At 61.1% G+C, this 23,188-nt stretch carries 20 protein-coding genes; 3 read left to right on the top strand and 17 right to left on the bottom strand.

Annotation, left to right across the window (positions count from 1 at the left end):
* Window positions 1-60 precede the first annotated feature (60 nt).
* The 8 genes from ASD83_RS07240 to ASD83_RS07205 form a co-directional block, all read right to left on the bottom strand.
* The gene (locus ASD83_RS07240) at window positions 61-1,320 is read right to left on the bottom strand and encodes an AGE family epimerase/isomerase (protein ID WP_056309978.1); all 1,260 of its coding nucleotides are present in this window, start codon (window positions 1,318-1,320) and stop codon (window positions 61-63) included.
* Between the two features lie 139 nt (window positions 1,321-1,459).
* Window positions 1,460-2,407 carry a class 1 fructose-bisphosphatase gene (locus ASD83_RS07235; RefSeq protein WP_056309975.1) on the bottom strand — a complete coding sequence of 316 codons (948 nt, stop codon included), beginning with the start codon at window positions 2,405-2,407 and terminating at the stop codon, window positions 1,460-1,462.
* A gap of 76 nt (window positions 2,408-2,483) precedes the next feature.
* A complete protein-coding gene (locus ASD83_RS07230) occupies window positions 2,484-2,771 on the bottom strand; it encodes a type II toxin-antitoxin system RelE/ParE family toxin (protein ID WP_056309232.1) in 288 nt (95 codons plus the stop codon).
* Window positions 2,771-3,007 (bottom strand): hypothetical protein, encoded by a 237-nt coding sequence (locus ASD83_RS07225; protein ID WP_056309230.1) that lies wholly within the window; start codon window positions 3,005-3,007, stop codon window positions 2,771-2,773. The genes ASD83_RS07230 and ASD83_RS07225 overlap by 1 nt, the downstream gene beginning before the upstream one ends.
* 39 nt (window positions 3,008-3,046) lie before the next feature.
* On the bottom strand, window positions 3,047-7,726 hold the full coding sequence (locus ASD83_RS07220; RefSeq protein WP_082560999.1) for an NAD-glutamate dehydrogenase: 4,680 nt from the start codon (window positions 7,724-7,726) through the stop codon (window positions 3,047-3,049).
* A gap of 467 nt (window positions 7,727-8,193) precedes the next feature.
* A complete protein-coding gene (locus ASD83_RS07215) occupies window positions 8,194-8,472 on the bottom strand; it encodes a DUF6894 family protein (protein WP_056309226.1) in 279 nt (92 codons plus the stop codon).
* Between the two features lie 101 nt (window positions 8,473-8,573).
* Complete coding sequence (locus tag ASD83_RS07210) at window positions 8,574-9,113, bottom strand: flavin reductase family protein (RefSeq protein WP_162249130.1); 540 nt, start codon at window positions 9,111-9,113, stop codon at window positions 8,574-8,576.
* 236 nt (window positions 9,114-9,349) lie between these two features.
* Complete coding sequence (locus tag ASD83_RS07205) at window positions 9,350-9,952, bottom strand: superoxide dismutase (protein WP_056309224.1); 603 nt, start codon at window positions 9,950-9,952, stop codon at window positions 9,350-9,352.
* Between the two features lie 88 nt (window positions 9,953-10,040).
* Here ASD83_RS07205 and ASD83_RS07200 point away from each other — a divergent pair, with 88 nt between their 5' ends.
* The 3 genes from ASD83_RS07200 (at window position 10,041) to ASD83_RS07190 (ending at window position 11,582) form a co-directional block, all read left to right on the top strand.
* Window positions 10,041-10,709: a helix-turn-helix transcriptional regulator gene (locus tag ASD83_RS07200; protein ID WP_056309222.1), complete on the top strand. Its 669-nt coding sequence runs from the start codon at window positions 10,041-10,043 to the stop codon at window positions 10,707-10,709.
* Complete coding sequence (locus ASD83_RS07195) at window positions 10,706-11,197, top strand: group III truncated hemoglobin (RefSeq protein ID WP_056309220.1); 492 nt, start codon at window positions 10,706-10,708, stop codon at window positions 11,195-11,197. Before ASD83_RS07200 ends, ASD83_RS07195 begins: the two co-directional genes overlap by 4 nt.
* Before the next feature lie 163 nt (window positions 11,198-11,360).
* On the top strand, window positions 11,361-11,582 hold the full coding sequence (locus ASD83_RS07190; RefSeq protein WP_156385802.1) for a hypothetical protein: 222 nt from the start codon (window positions 11,361-11,363) through the stop codon (window positions 11,580-11,582).
* Between the two features lie 193 nt (window positions 11,583-11,775).
* On the opposite strand, the gene ASD83_RS07185 is transcribed toward ASD83_RS07190, so the two are convergent.
* The 9 genes from ASD83_RS07185 to ASD83_RS07145 form a co-directional block, all read right to left on the bottom strand.
* Entirely contained in the window at window positions 11,776-12,582 is an 807-nt protein-coding gene (locus ASD83_RS07185) for an alpha/beta fold hydrolase (RefSeq protein WP_056309216.1), read from the bottom strand.
* 69 nt (window positions 12,583-12,651) lie between these two features.
* Complete coding sequence (locus tag ASD83_RS07180; RefSeq protein ID WP_056309214.1) at window positions 12,652-13,593, bottom strand: family 43 glycosylhydrolase; 942 nt, start codon at window positions 13,591-13,593, stop codon at window positions 12,652-12,654.
* A gap of 144 nt (window positions 13,594-13,737) precedes the next feature.
* Window positions 13,738-14,652 carry an ABC transporter ATP-binding protein gene (locus tag ASD83_RS07175; RefSeq protein ID WP_056309212.1) on the bottom strand — a complete coding sequence of 305 codons (915 nt, stop codon included), beginning with the start codon at window positions 14,650-14,652 and terminating at the stop codon, window positions 13,738-13,740.
* Window positions 14,649-15,677: an ABC transporter ATP-binding protein gene (locus tag ASD83_RS07170; protein ID WP_056309210.1), complete on the bottom strand. Its 1,029-nt coding sequence runs from the start codon at window positions 15,675-15,677 to the stop codon at window positions 14,649-14,651. Before ASD83_RS07170 ends, ASD83_RS07175 begins: the two co-directional genes overlap by 4 nt.
* A gap of 4 nt (window positions 15,678-15,681) precedes the next feature.
* On the bottom strand, window positions 15,682-16,539 hold the full coding sequence (locus ASD83_RS07165; protein WP_056309209.1) for an ABC transporter permease: 858 nt from the start codon (window positions 16,537-16,539) through the stop codon (window positions 15,682-15,684).
* A gap of 4 nt (window positions 16,540-16,543) precedes the next feature.
* Window positions 16,544-17,548 carry an ABC transporter permease gene (locus ASD83_RS07160; RefSeq protein ID WP_056309206.1) on the bottom strand — a complete coding sequence of 335 codons (1,005 nt, stop codon included), beginning with the start codon at window positions 17,546-17,548 and terminating at the stop codon, window positions 16,544-16,546.
* 377 nt (window positions 17,549-17,925) lie between these two features.
* The gene (locus ASD83_RS07155) at window positions 17,926-19,806 is read right to left on the bottom strand and encodes an ABC transporter substrate-binding protein (RefSeq protein ID WP_056309971.1); all 1,881 of its coding nucleotides are present in this window, start codon (window positions 19,804-19,806) and stop codon (window positions 17,926-17,928) included.
* A 442-nt stretch (window positions 19,807-20,248) separates the two neighbouring features.
* A complete protein-coding gene (locus ASD83_RS07150) occupies window positions 20,249-21,760 on the bottom strand; it encodes an alpha-N-arabinofuranosidase (RefSeq protein WP_056309204.1) in 1,512 nt (503 codons plus the stop codon).
* 321 nt (window positions 21,761-22,081) lie between these two features.
* Complete coding sequence (locus tag ASD83_RS07145) at window positions 22,082-23,011, bottom strand: ArsR/SmtB family transcription factor (protein WP_056309201.1); 930 nt, start codon at window positions 23,009-23,011, stop codon at window positions 22,082-22,084.
* Between the last annotated feature and the right edge of the window lie 177 nt (window positions 23,012-23,188).

Genomic DNA, 23,188 nt, shown 5'->3' with positions numbered 1-23,188 from the left:
AGTAGACCTCATGGTGAGGTGCGCAGCAAAGCGAAGCCTCGAACCACGAGGGCGTGGCACTTACCGGGTCTTGTGATCCTGCTCGATAATCCCGTGCGTCAGGCTGCCGCTCGCCGGATAAAGCGGAATGAGGCAGGCCTGCAGCGCATGATAAATGTCCGGCTTGCCGACAAAGAGGTTCGAAGCCGGCGTCAGGTCTTCCTGCAATTCGCTCAGCCATCCGCCGCGCGCATGGTCGATCACATGGTTTTCCGCATAGTCCCAGAGCTTGCGATACCAGACCTGAAAATAGGCGTCGTTGTCATGCGCCGAAATGTAAGACGCCGCGCCGATCGCCTCCGCCACCGGCCACCAGAGCTTCTCGCGGATCGCCGGTTCGTCGTTCCAGTCGAGCGTATAGAAAAACCCGCCATGTTGCCTGTCCCAGCCCAGCTCGATCGAGCGCTGAAAGAGGTTCCTCGCGGCGTCCGTCATCCACGAATGCTGCTTCAGCCCTAAAACCCAGAGTTGATAGAGGAGGCGCGACCATTCGAGCCAATGCCCCGGCGTCGTCCCCGAGGGCCGGAACATCTCATTGGGGTGGCGATAATTCTTGTCGACCACCCAATACTCGTCAAAGTGCTCGGCCACGCGATGCCCCAGCCGCACCGCATTCTTGCGGATAATCAACTCGGCGATGTGCTCGGCCTTCTTGAGATAGAGCTGCTGCCCCGTCGCCTCATAGGCCGCCATCAGCGCCTCAGTCAGGTGCATGTTGGAATTCTGCCCGCGATAACCGCGAACCTCGGTCCAATCAGCACTGAACTCCTCGCGCACCGCGCCAACGCTATCGTCCCAGAACCGCTTCTCGATCACCTCGGTCGCGTCGGCAATCACCTTGTCAGCCAGCGGATGCCCGACGAGCTTGGCGCTCGACCCGGCCAGCAGCACAAATGCATGCCCATAGGCCTGCTTGGCGCCATCCTTGACGCCATTGTCATCCAGCGACCAGAAATAGCCGCCGCGCTTTTCGTCGCGATGCTTGTTCCACAGATAGTTCATGCCATGGTCGATGATCTCGTCCGATCCCGGCCGCCCGATCAGGCTCCCCACCACGGCGCAATGGATCATGCGCGTCGTCACATGGATCTGCCGGACCGCATTGTCCTCGTCGAGCGGCATGCCCTCGTCATCGAGCTCAAAAAAACCGCCCTTGGGATTGATCGAAGCCGCTTCGAAAAAATCGAACAGGTCATTGGCCTGCCGCATCAGATACTGGCGGTGAAAAGGGCGCTTCTGCCAGGGGCTGGCATTGGTCTTGGGCAGAGAATTGTCGCTCATCTTGGCTCCCGTCCGGCAGCAGAAAAAGCCGGGCATCACAGAAGCTTCTAGCCGCAAGATCGCAACGTTGCAATTTTGAACCGCACGCAACTACTGGGGAAGCCCGACACCTCAGCATGAGGGCTAGTGCGAAAACGCTTCACCCCCTCGCGTACCAGTCCTCCACCCGCCGCACTTCCTCCGCCGATCCAAGGATGACAGGCACCCGCTGATGAATCCCCGTCGGCTCCACATCCAGAATGTCCTGCCGCCCCGTCGTCGACCGCCCACCGGCCCCCTCGACGAGCCAGGCCATCGGGTTCGCCTCATAGAGCAGCCGCAACCGCCCGCCCTTGCTCGTGGTCTCGCTATCGAGCGGATAGAGAAAAATCCCGCCCCGCATCAAAATCCGCAGGATATCGGCCACCATCGAGCCCACCCAGCGCATATTGTAGCGCTTGCCCGCCGGGCCCGCTTCCCCGGCAATATTCTCTTTCACATAGCCCAGCGTCGCCGCGTCCCAAAACCGCTCGCGCGCCGTGTTGATGGCAAATTCTCCCGAAGCTTCAGGCACCGTTGCCGCCGCAACCACCTGCACCCATTCACCCCCGCCATCGAGCGTAAACACCGAAACATCCCCCGCAATCCGCAGGACCATGCTCGTCGCCGGCCCATAGGCAACAAACCCGGCGGCCACCTGCGCGCGCCCCTTCTGCAAGAGCCCACCCGCGCTCGGCAGCACCGAAAAAATCGTGCCCACGGTTACATTCACATCGAGATTGGAAGACCCATCGAGCGGATCGGTCGCAACAATGAATGCGCCCTGATTCTCAAAATGCACCGCGTCATCCAGCTCTTCCGAAATCAGCACCGACACCGCCGGATTTTCGCGCAGATGCTTCAGCACCACATCATTGGAAATGACATCAAGCGCCTTCTGCGCCTCGCCCTGCACATTGGTGTGCCCCGCAAGTCCCGTTTGCCCGGCAATCGGCGCCACCCGCAGCACCGCTGCCAGCTCCGCCGAAGCATCCGCCATACTCACCACCACGCTCCGCAGCGCAGCATCCTCGGTCTCGGCAACAAGCCATTGGGCGAGCGTGGTCATGGTCATCTCCAATTGAACCCCGCCACCATGGCGATCGAGCCCAGTGGCACAAGACAGACTTTTGGGTGAGTGGCAGCTATTCGAACCGGCGCGGCCATTTTCGCGCCACATGCAGCACGCCAACGACTTCGACATGCTCGGCAACGCGATAGACGACGATATACGGCAGGTCTGCAAAGACCAGTTCCCGCGTATGTTTCACGCGTCCTGGCCGCCCGGCCATGGGGGAGGTCCCAAGTGTCGCCGTGGTCCTTTCGGTCAGGTTTTTGACAACCTCGAATGCCGCAGTGGGGCGGTCCCCCGCGATGTATTCCTGGATTTCATCCAGATGTCGAAAGGCTCGACGCGTCCAGGCAACGCGCATTACATGGGGCGGTATTTGTTGACGAGCGCCGAAAGTTCGGCGTCGGAAGCGAAGTCACCGTTGTCCGCATCCTTCAATCCTGCCTCGACCTGAGCAATAAAATGCTCCTGCCACTCAAGTGACAGCCCGTGCTCCAGAGCATCCGCAACAACCTGCGAGGGTGTCAGGTTTGATCGCGCCGCAATGGCCTGGACGCGATCGCGCAATGCTTCCGGAATGTCGATGGTCAGGGTCATGGCAAAAATATGCGCCTTCCGACGTCAAAAATAAAGGCCTCACCCCTCCCGCGCCAAATCCGCCAACAGCCCCGCCGCCACGCTCAGCCGCGATACCGTCGCCGCCCCGCCCGTCAGTTCCGTCACCGCCTTCACCGTTCGCGCGATCCCGGCCTCATGCTGGCTCTGCCAGGTGGCAATATCGCCGGCCTTCAGCACGTCCGCCGTCAGGTCGCGCAGCGCGCGCATCAGGTTGGCCAGCGCCCGGTCGAGCGCCATGCGATCGAACCGGTCAGCCAGCACAATGTTTCGCCCCTCCTCGACAATGCGGAAGAGATCGAACAGCCCCGCCGCGCCAAAGAAGGCTCGCGCCGCCGCCTCGATCGAAACCCCGGCACGCTCCGCCACCAGCACGATATCGCTGGCATTACCGATCACCGGCAATTCCCCGATACGCCGCGCCAGCGCCTCGTCCACGCCATGCGTCACCAGCGCGCCAACCCGCGCCGCAAGGGCGACATGCTCCTTGTCTGACAAGAGGCTCACCCCCGCGCCACGCAGCGTTTCGACACCGGCCTTGTGCCGCTCCACCAAAGCGGCCACATCGCTCGCCCCGACATTGCCATTGCGCAGGAACCACAGCGCCTCGCGATAGAGCAGGGCCTCCACCTGCGCATAAAGCGCCAGTTGCACCGCCCCCGGCACCTTGGCGTCGAGCGCATCGACATCGGCATAAAGCGCCGACAAGCCATAGATATCGCGCACCGCCGCATAGGCGAGCGCCACTTCCCCAGCGCTGGCGCTTGTCGCCGCCATCAGTTCGGAAACAAAAGCGGGGCCCCCGCGATTGATCATCGCATTGGCGAGCACCGTCGCGATCACCTCGCGCTTCAGCCGGTGCCCTTCAATTGCTGCGGGATAGCTCTCATGCAGCTTTTGCGGGAAATAGCGGAACAGTTCACCCGCCAGATACGGCGTGTCGATGGCCCGGCCCACGAGGAGATCATCGAACAGCGACAGTTTCGCATAGGCGAGGATCACCGCCAGTTCCGGCCGCGTCAGCCCCTTGCCCTGCGCCGCCCGCGCATCGAGCACCGCATCGCTGGGCAAAAACTCGACGGCGCGGTCAAGCCGCCCCCGCTCTTCGAGCCCTTCGATCAGCACGCGGTGGTCCGGCAGTTCCGAAGTCCCCGCCCGTTCGGCCAGCGACAAAGCCAGCCCCTGCAGATAATTGTTCCGCAAACAGAGCGCCGCCACTTCGTCCGTCATACTGGCCAGAAACGCAATGCGCTCCTCTTCACCGAGCGCTCCCGCCGCCACCACAGGCGCCAGCGCAATCTTGATATTGACCTCGAGGTCCGAGGAATTGACGCCCGCCGAATTGTCGATGGCGTCCGTATTGATCCGCCCGCCTTTGAGCGCATAGGCGATACGCCCACGCTGCGTCACACCAAGATTGGCGCCCTCGCCCACTACCTTGGCGCGCACATCGCCGGCCACGACGCGGATCGCATCATTGGCCCGGTCGCCCACCGAAGCGTCGTCTTCCTCGGCTGCCTTGATGTAAGTCCCGATACCACCAAACCAGAGGAGGTCCACCTGCGCCGAGAGAATGGCGCGCATCACCTCGTTTGGCGTCGCCGATGCTTTCTTCAGCCCCAGCAGCGCCTGCATTTCCTCGCTCAGCGGAATGACCTTCAGGCTGCGCGAAAACACCCCGCCACCCGCCGAAATCAGGCTCTTGTCATAGTCCTGCCAGCTTGACCGGGGCAGGGCGAACAGCCGCTGCCGCTCGGCAATGCTCACCGCCGCATCCGGCGCCGGATCGATGAAAATATCGCGGTGGTCGAACGCTGCCACGAGCCGGATTTCCGGGCTCAACAGCATGCCATTGCCGAACACGTCGCCGCTCATGTCGCCAACGCCGGCGACACTGAATGGCTCGCTCTGGATATCGCGGTTCATCTCGCGGAAATGCCGCTTTACCGCTTCCCAGCCGCCGCGCGCGGTAATGCCCATTTTCTTGTGGTCATAGCCCACCGAACCGCCCGAAGCGAAAGCATCGCCGAGCCAGAACCCGCGCGAAATGGCAATGGCATTGGCCGTGTCCGAAAAACTCGCCGTGCCCTTGTCCGCCGCCACGACGAGATAGGGATCGTCCCCATCCCGCCGCATCGTATCGGCCGGCGGCACCACGGCCCCGTCAACGAGATTATCCGTCACATCGAGCAGCGAGCCGATGAAAATCTTGTAGCTCTCGGTGCCTTCCGCCATGAACGCCTCGCGCGCCATGCCGGCCACCAGCCGCTTGGGCACAAAGCCACCCTTGGCCCCCACCGGCACGATCACGGCATTTTTCACCTGCTGGGCTTTCACCAGTCCCAGAACTTCCGTCCGGAAATCTTCCGGCCGGTCCGACCAGCGCAGCCCCCCGCGCGCAATGGCGCCAAAGCGCAGGTGCACGCCTTCCACGCGCGGCGAATAGACCGAAATTTCGCGATAGGGCCGCGGCGCCACCATGCCCTCAACTTTGGCGCTATCATACTTGATCGCCAGTGCCGGCCGCCGCTGCCCATTCTCGTCCCGCTGGAACGCATTGGTCCTCAGCGACGCATCGACGAGGTTCAGGAACCGCCGGATGATCGTGTCTTCATCGAGCGAAGCCGTCGCCTCAAGCTGCGCCGCGATGATGTCCCGCGCCGCCGCCTCGGCCATGCCGCGGCTTTCAAGCTTCGGATCGTGCAGCGCCGCAAACAGCGTTACCAGCGCCTTGGCCGCCTCGGCCTGGGTCACCAGAACCTGCGCAATATAGCGCTGCGAATAGGAAATCCCGATCTGCCGGAGATAGCGCGAAAACGAGCGCAGCAGCGCCGCGTCGGTCCAGTCGAGCCCGGCCTGCGTTACGAGACTATTGAGTTGGTCGCTCTCCGCCGCCCCGGCCCAAACGGCCAGCAGCCCCGCCTCGATCCCGGCGCCGCGCGCCGCCACATCGAGTTCCGCCCCATTGCTCGGCGCCAGCACCATGTCGTGGATAAACCGCTCCACCCCATCGCGCGGCACCAGCGTATAGGTGCGCTCGTCGATCACCTTGAACCCAAAGTGCTCGAGCATAGGCACGCGATCGGAAAGCGGAATAGCCCCGCCCTTGGCGTAAAATTTCAGCCCCAGCGCGCCCTCGGCGCCCTGCCGCGCCCGCAGTTTCAGCGCAATCCCGCCCTCGGTGACGCCGCGCAGCACCGCAATATCATCAAGCGCATCCTCGGCCGTATTGCGCGATTGGTAAGCCGGCGAAAACGCAGAACGATAGTCGCTGATCTCCGCCGGATCGGGCGCCGCCTTCTGCAGCAAGTCCGAAAAATCCTGCGTCAGCGCCTCGACGCGGCTTTCGAGTTCTGTCCGGCTCGGATTGGGCGTTGCCCCACCCAGCCGCCCGATGATCACATGCAGCCGAACCAGATCGCCTTCGGGGAAATTCGGATAATAGGCCGAAACCCGCCCGTCATAGATTTCAGCCAGATAGCGTGTGATCCGCGCCCGCACGTCCCCGTCATAGCGGTCGCGCGGCACGAAAACCAATATCGAGACGAAATTGTCGAACCGGTCGATACGTGGCAAAACCCGCACCCGTGGCCGGTCATAAAGCGCCGCAATCGCCTCGGAAAATTCCGCAAGCAGCTCCGTATCGATCTGGAACATCTCGTCGCGCGGATAAGAATCGAGCGCACTCAGCAGTGCCCGCCCGGCATGGCCCAGCGGATCAAGCCCGCTCTTGCGCATCACCTCGGCCACCTTGCGCCGGATAACCGGCACATCCGTATGCGGCGTCGCCAGCGCCTGCGCCGTAAACAGCCCCACCACGCGCAATTCGCCGCGCACATTGCCCGCTGCGTCGTAAAGCTTCACCCCCACATAATCGAGATGCACCCGCCGGTGCACGCGCGCTCGCACATTGGCCTTGGTCACCAGCAGCGGCTCAGAGGTCTTGAGGAAAGCCACCAGTTCCGGCGTGCTGTCCACATAGGCCTGGCCCGTCCGCAACACCTTGAGCGAGGGATCACGCAAAATGCCGAGCCCGGTCTCGCCCTCGGGCACCAGCGTCTCGTCATCCAGCCGATATTCGCGCATGCCGAGGAAAGTAAAATTATGCTCGGTCAGCCATTCGAGAAACCGCACCGGTTCGTCGCGCAGCGCCGGCTTCAACCCGTCAAGCCCGCTCATCGCCTGGCGCACCCGGTCGAGCATCGCCCGCCAGTCATTGACGGCCTGCGATACCTCGGTCAGCGTCGCCGCAATTTCCGCGCGCAACGCCTCGGGATCGGCCACCGGTTCGCTATGGATATGCAGCACGCTGATCGCCGCACCGCCCGTATCCCCCACCTGGCCCTGGTTCACCCGCACCACGGGGTGACTGAACAGCCGGATAGCCCCGCCCATGGCCCGCAGCGCAGCCAGCGTCGAATCGACGATAAACGGCATGTCGGGCGAAATGACATCGATCACCAGCGCGCCGCCCGCCTGGCTCGGCGGGGTCAGCAGAATGCGCGTGTCGTTCAGGGAGCCGGCAAAGAGCGCCGTGTGGCTGGCCTCAAGCGCGCCGAGCAAAACCTCGGGCTTTTGCCGCGCCAGATCGTCCGGGTCCGTCGCCTTGATCGCTTCTATGAGAAAGCGCTCCAGGCTGGCATTACCCTGTGCCAAAGCCCTCGCTGCCTCGATAAAAGCCCAGCTCCGTTCGTCCGTCATATACTGCCCCTCTTGGACATTCAGGCTAGGGTGCAGCTTTAAAACGCCGCGCCTTCCTGAAGTGATTTGCCCTGCACTCTATCAGGCCAAACCCGTCTGTCTGCCCTTCCTAAGTGTCATGCGCCAGCGAATGAACAGCGGTGTGACGACCGGATAATTTCACAAAACCGCCACATTCAGGCAAAGCGTTTCCGACTCGACCCCTCGGGCGAAGCGTTTACCTCTTGTTAATCTCGATTAGTCTGGTAGTCTTTCGATAGACATTACGATGAGGCCTTCATGCCCAACGTCTATCTGATGGTATCCTACGCCGCGCTCGCCGCCGCCCTCATCCTGGGCTTCGCCGTCACCGCCCACGGCGGACCACTGTTTTTCTGAAGAGTTCGAGTACCCACCGTCCCTTCACCTCCCCCTGGAGGGGGAGGCCGGGTGGGGGTGGAGCCATACGCTCCCAGCCCGATAAGACCCTAATGCACGCTCACCGGCGTAACCGGGCTCGCTGGCCCCTCGCCGATTTTCGGCCCTTCCCAGAACACCACATAAAGCAGCTCTTCGCCGCGCGCGTCGGTAATTTCGATTGTCCGCGGCGCCCGCGTCTCGCCGCCCTGGCCGGCCAGCTTGTCGATGATTGCCTTGCCGATCTCGGCGGCCTGATGTTCGGCTGCTTCCAGATCCGCCAGTTCGCTGCCCGCTTCGTCGCGAACCAGTTCTTCATCGGTACGATAGTGAAAGAAATAACGCGGCACGTCTGCCTCCTGGACGCTTGGCAAACGCTGCGCTCAGACACGCGGTTGCCCTGTCCAGCTTGAATCAGGAAATCGATTGCAGTGTGGCAGCTTGCACCGCTTCAGTCGATACTCTCAAGCCGATGGTAGCCGTGCCTCTGCCACAGCAGCGGCCTGCGCGCATCATCAGCCTCCGCCTCAACGATCGCCCCGGCAAACAGCACATGCGTGCCCGTTTCGATCGCGCCGATCACTTCGCAGTCCACCACCGTCACGGCCCCGGCCAGCATCGGCTGCCCCGAGGGCCAGCGCGACCAGTCGCCGCGATCAAACCGCTCTTCCGCCGCTACCTTGCCGGCAAAGGCATCGGCAATCTCGGCCTGATCCTCCGCCAGCACCGCCATGGAAAACCCGCCAGTCTTGGCGATCAGATCGGCCAGCCGGCTCATGATGTCGATGGAAATAAGCACAGTCGGCGGATTGGCCGATAACGACAACATCGCCGTCACCGTGCGCCCCACCACCTCGTCGCCGCGCCGCGCCGTCACCACCGAAACGCTCGAGGCCACGGACGACATGGCCGAACGAAACTCGGCCGTGTTCACCACCGGCTTCCGTGTCGGACGCAGCGCCATGCTGTCGGGCAAGTCAAAATCGGGCATTACGCTACTCAAGAGTGCATCCACCTTGGCGCAAACCGCGCCCTTGGCAAACTGCTGAAAATCAATAATCGCGCAATCCTGTCGCAAGGCGCAATCCATCCACCGCATCGCATTTCAGAAATCCAATCCCGGCGTCATTCCCGCGAAAGCGGGAATCCCTGTTCAGGCCAACAGAGATCCCCGCTTTCGCGGGGATGACCCGGTTATGAAGGGAGGTCAGGTAAGAGGCCCTAACCTCAACCCAAATTAGCTTCCGCAAACTCGTAGTTTGCGAGCTTATCAAGGAAGTTCGTCACATAGTCCGGACGGCGATTGCGGAAATCGACATAGTAGCTGTGCTCCCAAACATCGAGCCCGAGCAGCACCTTGCCTTCGCCCGTAGCTAGCGGGTTCGAGCCATTCGCCGTCTTCGTCGCCTTGAGCTTGCCATCGGTCCCAAGCACCAGCCAGGCCCAACCCGACCCAAACTGCGTTGTCGCCGCGGTCTTGAACGCGTCCTTGAAGGCATCGACCGACCCAAAATCGGCAACGATCTTGGCTTCCAGTTTCCCCGGCAGCTTGCCGCCGGTCGGCGTTAGCGCATTCCAGAAATGGATGTGGTTCCAGTGCTGCCCGGCATTGTTGAACACTGGCGCGAGATCGGCCTTGTCCTTGGCAAACAGCACGATCTCTTCAAGGCTCTTGCCCTGCAAATCAGCGTTCTTTTCGACGAACCCGTTGAGCGCCGTCACATAGGCCTGGTGGTGCTTGCCATGGTGCAGCTCCAGCGTTTCCTGGCTCATGCCGGCATTGGCAAGCGCATTGACGGAATAGGGGAGGGTGGGGAGTTCAAAGGCCATTTCGGGGCTCCTGTTTCGCTCCGGCTTGCCATGGCAGGCCGTTCGATGTATTTTCCAAGCAATGACTTTGAAAACCCATTCCACGAATATGTCAAGTTCGGACTTGGAAAATCCAGCCTGGTCGCCGCGCAGCCCCGGCGAGCGCGTCCTCATGGCGTTAAAGATGCGCAGCGGCCTCTCTTCTGCCGCCATCGGCGCCGAGCTTGGCATCACCGGCGAGGCCGCCCGTCAGCAATTGCTGCGCCTCGCGCAAGAAGGCCTCGTCGCCTCCGCCAACATGTCCTCCGGCGTCGGCCGCCCCACTCAGGCCTGGTCCCTCACCCCCGCCGCCCAGTCGCGCTTCCCCGATACCCACGCCGCGCTCACTGTCCAGCTTCTCGATCTCATCGGCTCGACCCTCGGCGAAACCGCCCTCGACACCGTCATCACCGCCCGCGAAACCCTGACGCGCGAAGCCTATGAAGGCGCAATGTCGGACAAGCCGGACCTTAGGGATCGCGTCGCCGCCCTCGTCGCTCTCCGCACCGGCGAAGGCTATATGGCCGATTGGACCGAACAGCCTGACGGTTCGCTCCTCCTTGTCGAAAACCACTGTCCCATTTGCGCCGCCGCCACGGCCTGCCAGGGCTTTTGCCGCGCCGAGCTGGACGTCTTCCGCGCCGTCCTCGGCCCCGAAGTCTCAGTCGAGCGCGAAGAACACATCGTCAGCGGCGGCCGCCGCTGCTCCTATCGCATCACCTCCGAGTCCGCCTCATGACCGATCCCCGCCCCGAACCCGGCACGCGCCTCACCCGCATCGGCTGGGACACCCCCGAGGGCCTCGATGAAACCCTGATCCAACAGGTCGTCAACGAGTTCTACGCCGCCGCCCGCCAGGACGCCCTCATCGGCCCGGTCTTCAATCGCGTCATCCCCGAAGCCGACTGGCCCGCCCACCTCGCCACCATCGCCGATTTCTGGAGCTCCATGCTTCTCGGCACCGGCAAATATGGCGGCCGCCCCATGCCCAAGCACATGGCCATTCCCGAGCTCGAAGACGCCCATTTCATGCGCTGGCTCCGCCTCTTCCGCGAAACCGTCACCCGCCTCTGCGCCCCCGAAATCGCCCAAATCTTCATCGAGCGCTCCGAACGCATCGGCAATTCCTTCCGCATGAACATCAACATGCGCCGCGGCAACGACATCACCACCATGGGCCCGCTAAAACGCGAACCCCCATCGGTCTGGACACCGGATAAGTCCTGACACCGCTATCATCCCGACAGCGCCCCAGTAGCCCTCATGGTGAGGTGCGCAGCGTAAGCGCAGCCTCGAACCACGAGGGCGTGCCCCGCTGTCCCCCAAAAACACCTATCCCCGGAACCAATCCCCCGCTCTCACCTTCCTCCATCGGGAAGGAGTATCCATCATGGCAACAATGGTCAGGCTGACCCCGGAGCAGATCGAGCAATTGCTCCACGACGCGGACGAAATGGAGCGGTCCCTCAAGGACATGCACGAAGAGCTGATCACCCTCGGCGTCCCCACCGACACCGCCACCCGCTTCAGCAAACTCCACGACCGCTTCACCGGCTGGATCGGCTTCCTCCGCCGCCAACGCGAACTCGGCGCCGAACCGCCGGTGAGCTAGACAGAGCGGTTCACGTTTGGGCCCACGTCCCAGTAGCCCTCATGGTGAGGTGCGCAGCGCAGCGTAGCCTCGAACCACGAGGGCGTGGCAGCAGGTTTCCACTCCCTCAACCTCGTGGTTCGAGGCTTTGCCCTGCAAAGCACCTCACCATGAGGCCTCTTGGATTGGCGTTTCAGAGCAAAACAGAAACGATCTAATCATCCAGCCCATCCAAAAACGCCAACACCACCTCATTAAACATCCCCGGCCGCTGCACCGGCGCAAAGTGGCTCACGCCCTCCATTGCCACATACCGCCCCAGCGGCACCGTCCCAGCGATATACCGCGCATGCTCGGCCCGAATGAATTCATCCCGCTCCGATTGCGCCACCGTCACCGGCACGCTTATCTCGCGAAGGTCCGCCGCCGAATAATCCGGCTGGCTCCCCTGCATCACCTGCAGTTTCCCGCTCATTTCGTCGAAGCGCTCCGGCTGCGGCGATAGCGCCGCATAGTCCTTCCGGTGCCGCGTCAAACAGTTTCCGATCGTGTCGCTCATCACGAAGGGCAGCGATCCGCTGGCATCGACATTGCAGGCAAAATAGAAAACGCCCGCCACCCGCTCCGGCGCCGCCTTGGCCATGGCCAGCCCGGTACACGCGCCATCGCTCCAGCCGACGATCGCCACAGTCTCGATCCCCAATCGGTCCAGCACCGCAAAGGCATCATCGGCAAACTGCCTATAGGAAAACGCCCCGCCGTCCCACGAACTGCGCCCGTGGCCCCGGCTGTCGATCACCACGACCCGATAGCCCGCATCCATCAGCGCCGGCACCTGATGCCCAAAATTGTTGGAATTCCCCAGGCCGCCATGCAGCAGCAGCACCGCCGGCCCCTCGCCAAAACTGGCAAACCACACTCGAACGCCGTTCCGCTCCAGCGTCTCGCCCCCCGCCGGCAGGGCAGGGGGACCATCCGCGGCAAAAATCTCGAGCCCGTCGTCTTGGAAAGTGTTGTCCATCATGTTTCTCCATCTGTGACACCGGGGCGACGAGCGCCCTCGGTGGCATTCGACTGATGGAGAAAAGATTTATCGCAGAAGCGGCAGGTCCGCAGGAATATCGCGCTCAAGCACCAGCACGCCGTCTTCCACCGTCAGCCTCCCATGGTGGATTACAGTCGCCCGCGACCGCGCATCCGGCGGCCCGTCCTTCTGGCTCAGTTCATCCCATTCGGGATGCGTGAAATAATAGAGCGCGCCATGATCGCCCACGACCACCACCTGGGCATGGCGCATGAATTTCCGGTCCAGCGCATCCACACCCGGTTCGCCGCCAACAATCCCCTGGCGCACCCAGTTCTTCGTGTCGTCCGAACGATAGACCGCCTGGCCCCGCCATTCATCGACGATCAGCCAATAGAATCCGCCCAGCCGAAACACGTTCGGCCCCTCATGCGGCGGCGCATCCGGCGATCCCGGCAGCACCAGCCCCTCGAGCGTCCACTCGAACATATCCGTGCTGGTCGCGCTCCAGGTGCTCGAACCCTGGCCCTCATCCTTGTACCACATGCGCCAAAGCCCATCGGGGCTTTTGAACACACAGGCATCGATGCAGTTCGTGCTCGACAGCTTTAGCGGCCCAATCCGCGTCCAATTGATGAGATCGTCACTGACAAAATGCGTGATCGTCCGCGGCACCTTCCAGTGCGTCGGTATGCCGGTAATATAGCTGAGGAACATGTGATACCGCCCCTCGGCAAAAATCACCTCCGGCGCCCAATGCGTATTGAGCCCGTCATCATCAGGCGCATCGAGCCCCTTCACCGTATCCCGATAGTGCCAGCTCGCCCCATCGTCCGTCGAAACCGCGATCCCGATCGGCGATCCATGAATCCACGAAAACCCCTCGCCCCCGGCCGCAGCCCGGCGATTGGTGTAAAACATCCACCACTCATTGGTGCCCACCCGCCGGATCACCGTCGGATCAGCCGCCCCATCCTCGATAGGGTCACGAAATATCGGCGCGCTCATGCTTTTGTTCTCCGCACGAAAGAACCCCCACCTAGCCTCCCCCTGATAGGGGGAGGGACAGTTCGGTTCTTTCCTCAATACTCGTGGGCCACCGGCAGATCCCTCCCCCTACCAGGGGGAGGCTAGGTGGGGGTCCTTACCCCGCTACCCGTAAACTCTCACTTCCCGCCCATCCGGCCGCACCACAAGCTTCCCCGCCTGCCCAACCAGCCCGTTCGCCGCGCTCACCATCCCCGGGTCCGTCGCCAGCTTCCCATCCCCCGCATCATCGGTAGACAGCACCGAAGCCTTCAACAGCTTCGAATACGGATGCTGCGGATTATCCAGCACCGTCCGCGCATCGCCCATCTCGACGATCCGCCCGCGCTGCATGATGATCAGCCGGTTGGAAATATAGTACGCCGTCGCGAGATCATGCGTGATGTAGATCACCGACACCTTCAGATCGTCCCGCAGACTCTTCAGCAGATTGACAATGCTCATCCGCAGCGAAGCATCGACCATCGACACAGGCTCGTCCGCAATCAGCAGCGGCGGATTAGGGATCAGCGCCCGCGCAATGGCGCAGCGCTGCAATTGCCCGCCGCTCATCTCATGCGGAAACCGCCCGTGAACCTCCTTGAGGCTCAGCCCCACCTTCTGCAGCGCCTCGTCCATCGCCCGGTCGATCGCCGCCTTGTCGCTCGTCGCCAAAAACCGCCGCGCCGTACTTTCCAGATACCGCTCGATTTTCTTCAGCGGATTGAACGCCTCGAACGGGTTCTGAAACACCGGCTGCACCTGGCTCATGAACGCCAGTTTCTCGGCCCGCCCGCCATGCCGCGAAACCTTCTGCCCACGAAAGAGGATTTCCCCCTCGCTCGGATCTTCGAGCCCCAAAATCATCCGCGCCAGCGTCGTCTTCCCCGACCCGCTCTCCCCGATAATGGTGAAAATCTCCGGATTTTCCGCGCTCAGCGAAAAATTGGCATCCATCACCGCATCAACGGTTTTCCGCCCAAAAATCCCGCCCATGGTAAAGCGCTTGGATACGTCGCGCACATCGAGAAGCGTCGTCATGCCATCACTCCCGATGGTGCGCTGGCCCCAACCAGCGGTTTCACATCCTGCCAGCGCCAGCAGGCCGTCCGATGATCCGGCCCCACCGTTTCGAGCGGCGGCACCTCCTGCCGGCATTTGTCCACGGCCAACGGGCAGCGCGGATGAAATCGGCATCCCTGCGGTGGGTCCCCCAGGTTCGGTGGCCGCCCTTCGAGCGCCGGCCGCTGCTTCACATCGCCAATGCGCGGCAGGCTCGCCACCAGATGCGCCGTATAGGGATGCTTCGGCGCAAAGAACATCTCCCGCGTCGGGCCCTCCTCGACCAACCGCCCGGCATAGATGATCCCCACCCGATCCGCGACATTCGCATGCACGCTCATGTCATGCGTCACGAAGACGACGGCGGCATTCATCTCCTTCTGAATGTCGCGAATGAGACTAAGAACCTCCTTCTGCACCACCACATCGAGCGCCGTCGTCGGCTCGTCGGCAATGATGAATTCGGGATGGCACACGGTCGCGAGCCCAATCGTCACGCGCTGCCGCATGCCGCCCGAAAGCTCATGCGGATAGGCCCTCAACACATCCGCCGGCAGCTTCAGCCGCGCCAGATGCGCAATCACCCGATCCTCGAACGCCTTGCCCGTCAGCCCCATCGGCCGCGCGGCAAAATCATGGAACGTCTTCCCGATGCGCCGCACCGGATTGAGCACGCTCATCGACCCCTGCATGATGTACGAGAGGTGCTTCCAGCGCACCGCCTCGATCTCTTTGGGCGTTGCGGTCGCCACATCGATCGGCCCATTCTTGAAGTCGAATTTTACCGACCCTTCCACCACCTTCAGCGGTGGCCTGATCGCGGCGGCCAGCACCTTGATGAAGCTTGTCTTGCCCGAGGAGCTTTCCCCGGCAATGCCATAGACCTCGCCCTTGCGCACGCTCATGGTGATCCCATCGACCGCCCGAACTTCCCGGCTCACGCCAAAATAGTTCATCTGGTAATAGGCCTTCAGGTTCTCGACCCTGACGATATCTTCAGCCATGGTTTTACGCCCCCATACGGCGCAGGCGGCTGCGCGGGTCGATATATTCGTTCATGCTCACAGCCAACAAAAACAGTCCAAGGAAGGTCATGACGATCAAAATGACCGGTATGACGATCCACCACCACACGCCCACGACCATCGCCGAGTGCGAATTGGCCCAGTAAAGCACCGTGCCGATGGTGGGATTGTTGATATTGGTGAACCCGAGCACGGCCAGCGTCACCTCCATGCCGATCGACCAGAGCATGTTGTTCATGAACGTCGAAAACACGATCGGCATCACATAGGGCAGGTGCTCCTCCAGCAGCACTTTTCGCGTCGACATCCCGGCAAAAACCGCATGCCGCGTAAATTCGCGGTGCTTCAACCCCAGCGCCACCGAGCGGATCAGCCGCGCGTCGAACGGCCAACCGAAACACGCCAGGATCAGCGCCATGGTGAAACTGTCCATGTTGTTGCGCAGTACGAAATAGAACAGCACCAGGATCGGGAAGATCGGCACGGACACGAAAATGTCGTTGATGAACATCAGCACCCGGTCGACCCAGCCGCCGAGATACCCGGCAGCCAGCCCCACCGTGATCGAAATGATACGGCTCAAAACAGCGACAGTGATGCCGAAGATCAGGCTGTTCTTGAACGCCGCCGAAAGCTGCCAGAACAGTTCCTGCCCGCGCGAATTGGTGCCGAACCAATATTGCGCCGAGGGCGGCTGGTCGGGAATGGCCATATAGATCAGCGTCGGATCGATCGGGGAAAAGAACGAGAGCCCGGCAAAGATCACCACGATCCCGACAAGCACGAGCCCGATGGCGAATTCCGTATTGTAGCGGATAAGGTCGCGAAAAACGGCGAACATGGCTTTACTCCGCCCGAACGCGCGGATCGAGCAGCGGATGCAGCAAGTCCACGATGAAGATTGCGAAGGCCACGGCCGTGATCGACACGGTGCAGACGGCAAGAACGGTCGAATAGTCGCCGGCATTCACCGCATCGATCAGCAGCGAGCCGATGCCGGGATAGTTGAACACCTGTTCGGTGATGATCGTGCCGGAAAACACCCCGCCAATGACCATGGCCAGCGCCGTTACCTGCGGCACCAGCGCATTGCGCATCACATAGGAGCCGACGATGGTGTCGCGCTTCACCCCGGCGAGTTCGGCATAGGTCACATAGTCTTCGGTCACGATATTGGAGACCAGCGCCCGCATGCCGATAAACCAGCCGCCCAGCCCCACCAGCACCAGCGAGAACGCCGGCAGCAGCGAGTGCTGCAATACCGAGAGCACGAATGGCATGGTCCAGGCCGGCCGGACATCCATGCCAAAGCCACCCGAAATCGGCAGCACCGGCCAGAGGAAGCCGAATATGATCAGGATGATGAAGGCGACGATATAATAGGGGATCGGCTGCAGGCCCATGGTGACGATGCCAAAAGCCTTGAAGAACCGGTTGTTCTGAAAGTACCCGGCAAGCCCACCCATCAGATTACCGACGATGAAGGTGATAACGGTCGAGGTCAGCAGCAGTCCCAGCGTCCAGGGCATGCCGCGCATCACCAGTTCCATGGCGGGCGTGGGGAATGCCATCAGCGAAGCGCCGAGGTCACCCTGCAACAGCCGCGTCCAGAAATTGTAATATTGGGTCAGCATCGGCTGCCCCGTGCCGAACATCGCGGTCAGCGCCTCGCGGGTCGAAGCGATCGCTTCCGGCGATAGGTTCGATCTGGCCGAAAGCCGCCCCAGCACCTGCTCGACCGGGTCGATGGGCGACAGATACGTCACCAGAAACATGGCCGAAACGCCGAAGAATATCACCGCCAACATCAGCAGCGCACGCTTCGCCACGAAATAAAGATAACCTTGCATGGGACTCCCTTTGAGCCGTGCCGTAGGCAAATTCGCTCCAGTGGAGCGAATTTAGGTAAGAAGGCCATGAGAGCTACGCTCGAATGGCAGTCCGTGCTCGTCGTCCCATCACCGGGCCTCCCCTCGCCCCTTGCGGGAGAGGGACAGATTTTCTGCGTTCAGCAGAAAATCAGGGTGAGGGGTATTCTCTCCTCCGCAGAGGAGTTTGTGGGTAGATCGCTGACCCCTCATCCGCCCCTTCGGGGCACCTTCTCCCTCAAGGGGAGAAGGGGGCGTCGTGCCGCCCAATGCTACGAACAACAAATCTAGTGGCCGGCGCAATTTCCCACGTCCCCACAGCAGCCCGGCTTGCGCCGGGCCACCAGGGAGGGACGCCTTTACGCCCCGGCGACGGGCGTGATCTGGGTGAAAATATACCGCCCGTTCGACCAGTTGGTCACCGGATTGGCATAGTTGTTTTCCGCGTTCGGCCAGCCGGTCCAGAACTTGTTCGACTGGATGGAGAACACGTTGTAGGCCATGATCGGAATGTTCGGCATTTCTTCGAGATGCAGCTTCACGAAGTCATGGCCATATTCGATGCCCTTGGGATCGTTGAAGTCGATACCGCGGATTTTCTCGATGATTTCGTCGAGACGCGGATCTTTCCAGCGCATCCAGTTGCGATCCGGCTGCGAAGCGCCCGGCGCGGCGACATAGGCCGAGTGGTAGCTGTCCATGAAGAACGAGAGGTCGGGGTGGCCGCCCCAGGTTTCCACGGCCCAGGCGATATTGCACTCGTAATTGCCGACGCGCTGGCGGTCCCAGGTGTCCGCAGCCACTTCGGGCTGGGCGCCGATGCCGTTCTGGGCCCAGGTCTGGGCAATGATCACGCCGAGACGATTGACCACGCCTTCCTGCGGCACCATCACCGAGAAGGTGAAGGGCGTGCCGTCAGGCTGCATCCACTGGTTGCCGTTCTTGGTATAGCCGGCGGCCGTAAGAAGTTCGCCTGCCGCCTCGATATTCTGCTTCCACCAGCCATAGCCGAAGGCGTTGCGGATCGCCGCTTCGTCGGTCGGCACCGCGTCGCCGAATTGCGGACGCACCATATCGGCAATCTGCACGCCGATATTGGGATCGTATGGCTTTACCTTGCTGGTGCCCGTATCGATCTCGTAATTGGTGAGGAATTCCTGCAGCGGCGCATGATAGTCGCGCGGATGCGTGCCGGTCGGCGGCACCGAGATGGCCGAGAGCGTTGCCGCGCCACGATACGAAGCCATCGACATGGCGCGCGCATCGAGCATCAGCGCCAGAGCCCAGCGGACGCGCTTGTCCTGGAATTTCGGGTTCTGATGGTTGAAGATCGCCATCACTAGCGTCGGATCGGGATGCGCATAGGGGAAGCCCGGGAACCAGCCCTGGATCTGCGGATCCTGCTGCACCACCGAGAACGTGCCTTCCGGCGTCAGATCGTGCACCATGTCGAGATTGCCGTTGCGGATCTCGATCAGGCGGTTATCGGTCGAAATATTGTTGCGGTAGATGACATATTTCGGCTTGGGCTCGGAAATCATGCCCATCGCCGTACGCTGCCAGTCTTCGCGCTTCTGCCAGATATACCAGGTGCCGTTCGGATCGAACGAGTGCAGCGTGTACGGCCCGATGGAAACCGGCGGATTGGCGTCGTAGCTCAGAATATCTTCCACGCCTTCATAGACGTGCTTGGGCATGATCCAGGCGGCGGTCCAGCGCACCGAGAACAGCGTGTGGAAGCGCGAGTTCGGCTTGTTGAGCTTGAAGTGCACCGTGTATTTGTCGGGTGCGGTGACTTCGGCCACCTGCACGGAGAACGCGCCATTATAGGGCGTGCCGGGCGTTGCCGCCTGCTTTTGCACCGTGAACACCACGTCGTCGGCGGTAAATTCGACGTCGTCGCTCCAGTAGATGCCCTGTTTGAGCTTCACGGTCATTTCCGAGAAGTCTTCATTATATTGCCAGAGATCGTCGGCCAGCGAATTGTACACCGCGTTCTCGCTCGCGCCTTCGACACCCGCATCGGGGTCGATGAACCACAGCGTATCGGTGGTCAGGTTGTGCAAGCCGTTGCTGGTGCCATTGCCCGCGCCAACCGCCCAAAGGTTGAACCATGCCGGATTACGGATGATCCCTTCGGGGTTGTGCACGATGACGGTTTCGTTGCGGGGAAACTGCGCCAGGTCCGGCGCCGAACCTTCGGCGTCCTGCGCAAAGGCGAGGCCCTTGCCCGCGACCATCAGCGCGCCAACCGCCGTCGTTCCAATCAGGAAACTGCGTCTATCCATTCTGTATCCTCCCAAGTGCGAAATGCCTCCCGCACTCCGCTTCCCGGCACCCTCCAGCGCCGTTATAAGTCATACTTAACTAGGGGGTAGGGGTTGTCAATCACTTGCGTGATATAAATCGGAAAGTATGATATAAAGTATGAAAGGGCACACCGTTGCCGATGTGCCCTCTTCTTTCACCGTTGGGAGTCGGTGAATGTTAACAGTCTGCTAACCAAGTCGGGTCGCAGTTGCCCGCTCGATAGCGCGGTCACCCCCTCCCATCCTCCCCCATCAAGGGGGGAGGTGTCGGGCTGGTGGGTTTGACTGGATGGTGCCACCTACTCGATCTGCCACCTCCCCCTTGATGGGGGAGACCGGGAGGGGGTGGGGCCGCAAACGCCGGCCCCAAATCTTACAGCTTCACCCGCACCATCTGATACGAATACGGCGGCAGCTTCACGCTCAGCTTGCCATTGGCAACCACAGCGCCTTCGCCCTTCTTCGGCTTCACTTCATCCTGCTTCTTGGCGGTATTGACTGCCTTCAGATCCGGATGCGTCATCACCTGATGGTCGATGACCGTGCCGCCCGCAAAGCCTTGCAGGCTCACTTCCGTCTCCACGCTTTCGCTCGTATGGCGATTGACGAGGAAGAAGCTCAGTGTGCCCTCTTCTTCATTGTGCACGCCCGAAACGTCGACATAGGCCGTGTCCTTGGCATGGGTCGTTTCATAGCCCGGCGAGTTGGTCACCAGCTGCAGCGCCGTGCCGCGACCGAAAACCGAAGCGAAGAAATACGGATAGTAAATCGTCTGCGCCCAGGCGGGCCCGCCCTTTTCCGTCATGATCGGGGCAATGACATTTACGAGCTGGGCGATACAGGCGATCTTCACCACATCCGAGCGGCGGATGAAGGTGTTGAGGATCAACCCCACCATCAGCACGTCTTCAAAGTTGTAGATGTCTTCAAGCAGACCCGGCGCATGCGGCCAGCCGCTATTGCCGTCAAGAATTTCGCGATCCTTCTTGTTCGAATGGTACCAGACGTTCCATTCGTCGAAGGAAATATAGACGTCGCGCTTGCTCTTCTTCTTGGCCTTGACCTGCTTGATGGTCGAAGCAACGGTCTCGATATAGGTATCGAGCTTTTCGCTGAGGCCAAGATAGTTCGGTGTATTGTCGTCGCGATTGGCGAAATACATGTGGAGCGAAATATGATCGACATGATCATAAGTGTGCTCCAGCACGATGCGCTCCCAGTCGGGATAGCTCGCCATATCCGAATTCGACGACCCGCAAACGATCAGTTCAAGGCTCTTGTCGAACATGCGCATGGCCCGCGCCGTGTTGGCAGCAAGCTTGCCATATTCGTCCGCGTCTTTGTGGCCGACCTGCCAGGGGCCGTCCATCTCGTTGCCGAGACACCACATTTTGACGTTCCACGGCTCCTTGCGCCCGTTCTTGATGCGCAGGTCGCTCCAGTAGGAACCGCCGGGATGATTGACATATTCAAGGAAATTACGCGCCTCGTCGACGCCGCGCGAACCAAGGTTCACCGCCAGCATCATTTCGGTGCCAACAGTGGCGCACCAATCGGCAAATTCATGCACGCCGACAGCATTGCTGTCCGAGGTGTGCCAGGCGAGGTCCAACCGCGTCGGGCGCTGCTCGCGCGGGCCGATACCGTCTTCCCAATTATAGGCCGAAACAAAGTTACCCCCGGGGTAGCGCACCACGGGTACATTGAGGTCTTTTACGAGCTTGGCAACGTCGCCCCGCATCCCGTCCTTGTCGGCCGTCGGATGGTCCGGCTCATAAATGCCCTCATAAATGGCGCGGCCGAGGTGCTCCAGAAATGCCCCATAGACACGATCGTCAATTTTGGAGATCGTGTAATCCTTATTCGCAACAACAGACGCCTTCACCCTCGTCCTCCCATACAATCTGTTTTTCTGATTTGTATCAGTTAATCGGTTGTACAGGACGGAGAGGGGCCGATGCAAGCCGCCCAGCGCACTTTTGTATGATTTTTGGCCAAGGGGCTGGAGGGGCGCACCCTAACCCTCCTTCGTCATTGCCGGGCTTGCCTCGGCAATCCATCCCGGCGCCCAGTAGTCCTCATGGTGAGGTGCGCAGCGAAGCGCAGCCTCGAACCACGAGGGCGTGGCACCCAAGTCTCCACTCGCCCGACCCCGTGGTTCGAGGGTCGGCTACGCCTCCCACCTCACCATGAGGTCTTCACAGAACTACCGCGCCGTTTGTAAGCGCATGATTATATCCTGGTCATAGTTCCCAAAACCACGCCCAAAAATATTGATCCCGCCGGGGTGCCGGGCATCCGGCTTCACCGCAATCCGCAATCGGATCGAGTGATGATTGCTCAAATCCAGGTCCACCAGCGACACCGGCGAAATCTTCATCCCATCGACATAGGTGCCTTCGTCGGTCACGCGCCAGCTCTTGAGCTTGCCATATTGGCTGCCTTTGAGCTTCCACCAGTCCGGCGTATAGACGCCCCGCTTGTCGCCAAAATCCCCCGGCGAGGTCCACGTCCCGATCTCGGTGCCATTGACCGAAAGCGTAATATCGCTCGGCCAATCCGCCGAAGTGCCCGGCACTTCCGAGCTTAATTCCAGCGCAAATTCAAGCACTTCAATCGTGTTCTGCGCCAGCTTGGCATTGTTGGGAAACTGATATTCGAGGAACCCGCGCGTAAACCAGATCAGTCCTGCCTTCATCCGGTCCGGCTCAAGATACGTCTCGGGCACGTCGAGCAGCCCGATGATCCCCTCGGTCGAACACAGCCCGCACGGCGCCGAAACTTCGCAGCTGGTATAAAGCCCCAGCGGCATCGCCACTTCGATGGAATTGGACTTAAGCGGGCGAATGTCCTCCTTGAACATCACCAGCACTTCGTCAAACGTCGAGTGGCAAATCTTCTGATTGCCCTTCCGCGCCTTCTGCGTCTCGGTGCGGATCAGCCCGGCTGTCTCAAGAATTTGCAGATTGGTCGATACAGTCGACTGCGGCAGGTCCAGCCTGTCGGCAATATCATTGCCGTTAAGCGGCCCCTCCACATGCAATAATTTGAGAATACGCACCCGGATCGGCGAAGCCAAACCCTTCAGAACCTCAATATCCTCTTCGGGGTCAACGACCAGAAAATTACGGCTCATGAGCGACTAGGCTTTCAGATGATGGACTATAATTGTCTATCAAAAAGTCTGAACCAATCAAGCGCGATGCAATATTTTCGTCACAAAGGCCGAGAAACGGGGCTCCCGGAGCAATCGTGATACTTGATTTATAACGGCGTCATTCCCGCGAAAGCGGGAATCCCTGTCTGACAACCG

This window comes from Devosia sp. Root685, from assembly GCF_001427875.1.
Lineage (GTDB): Bacteria > Pseudomonadota > Alphaproteobacteria > Rhizobiales > Devosiaceae > Devosia.
The sequence above is the reverse complement of the archived record's forward strand: the minus strand, read 5'-3'. Positions and strand labels throughout refer to the sequence as shown.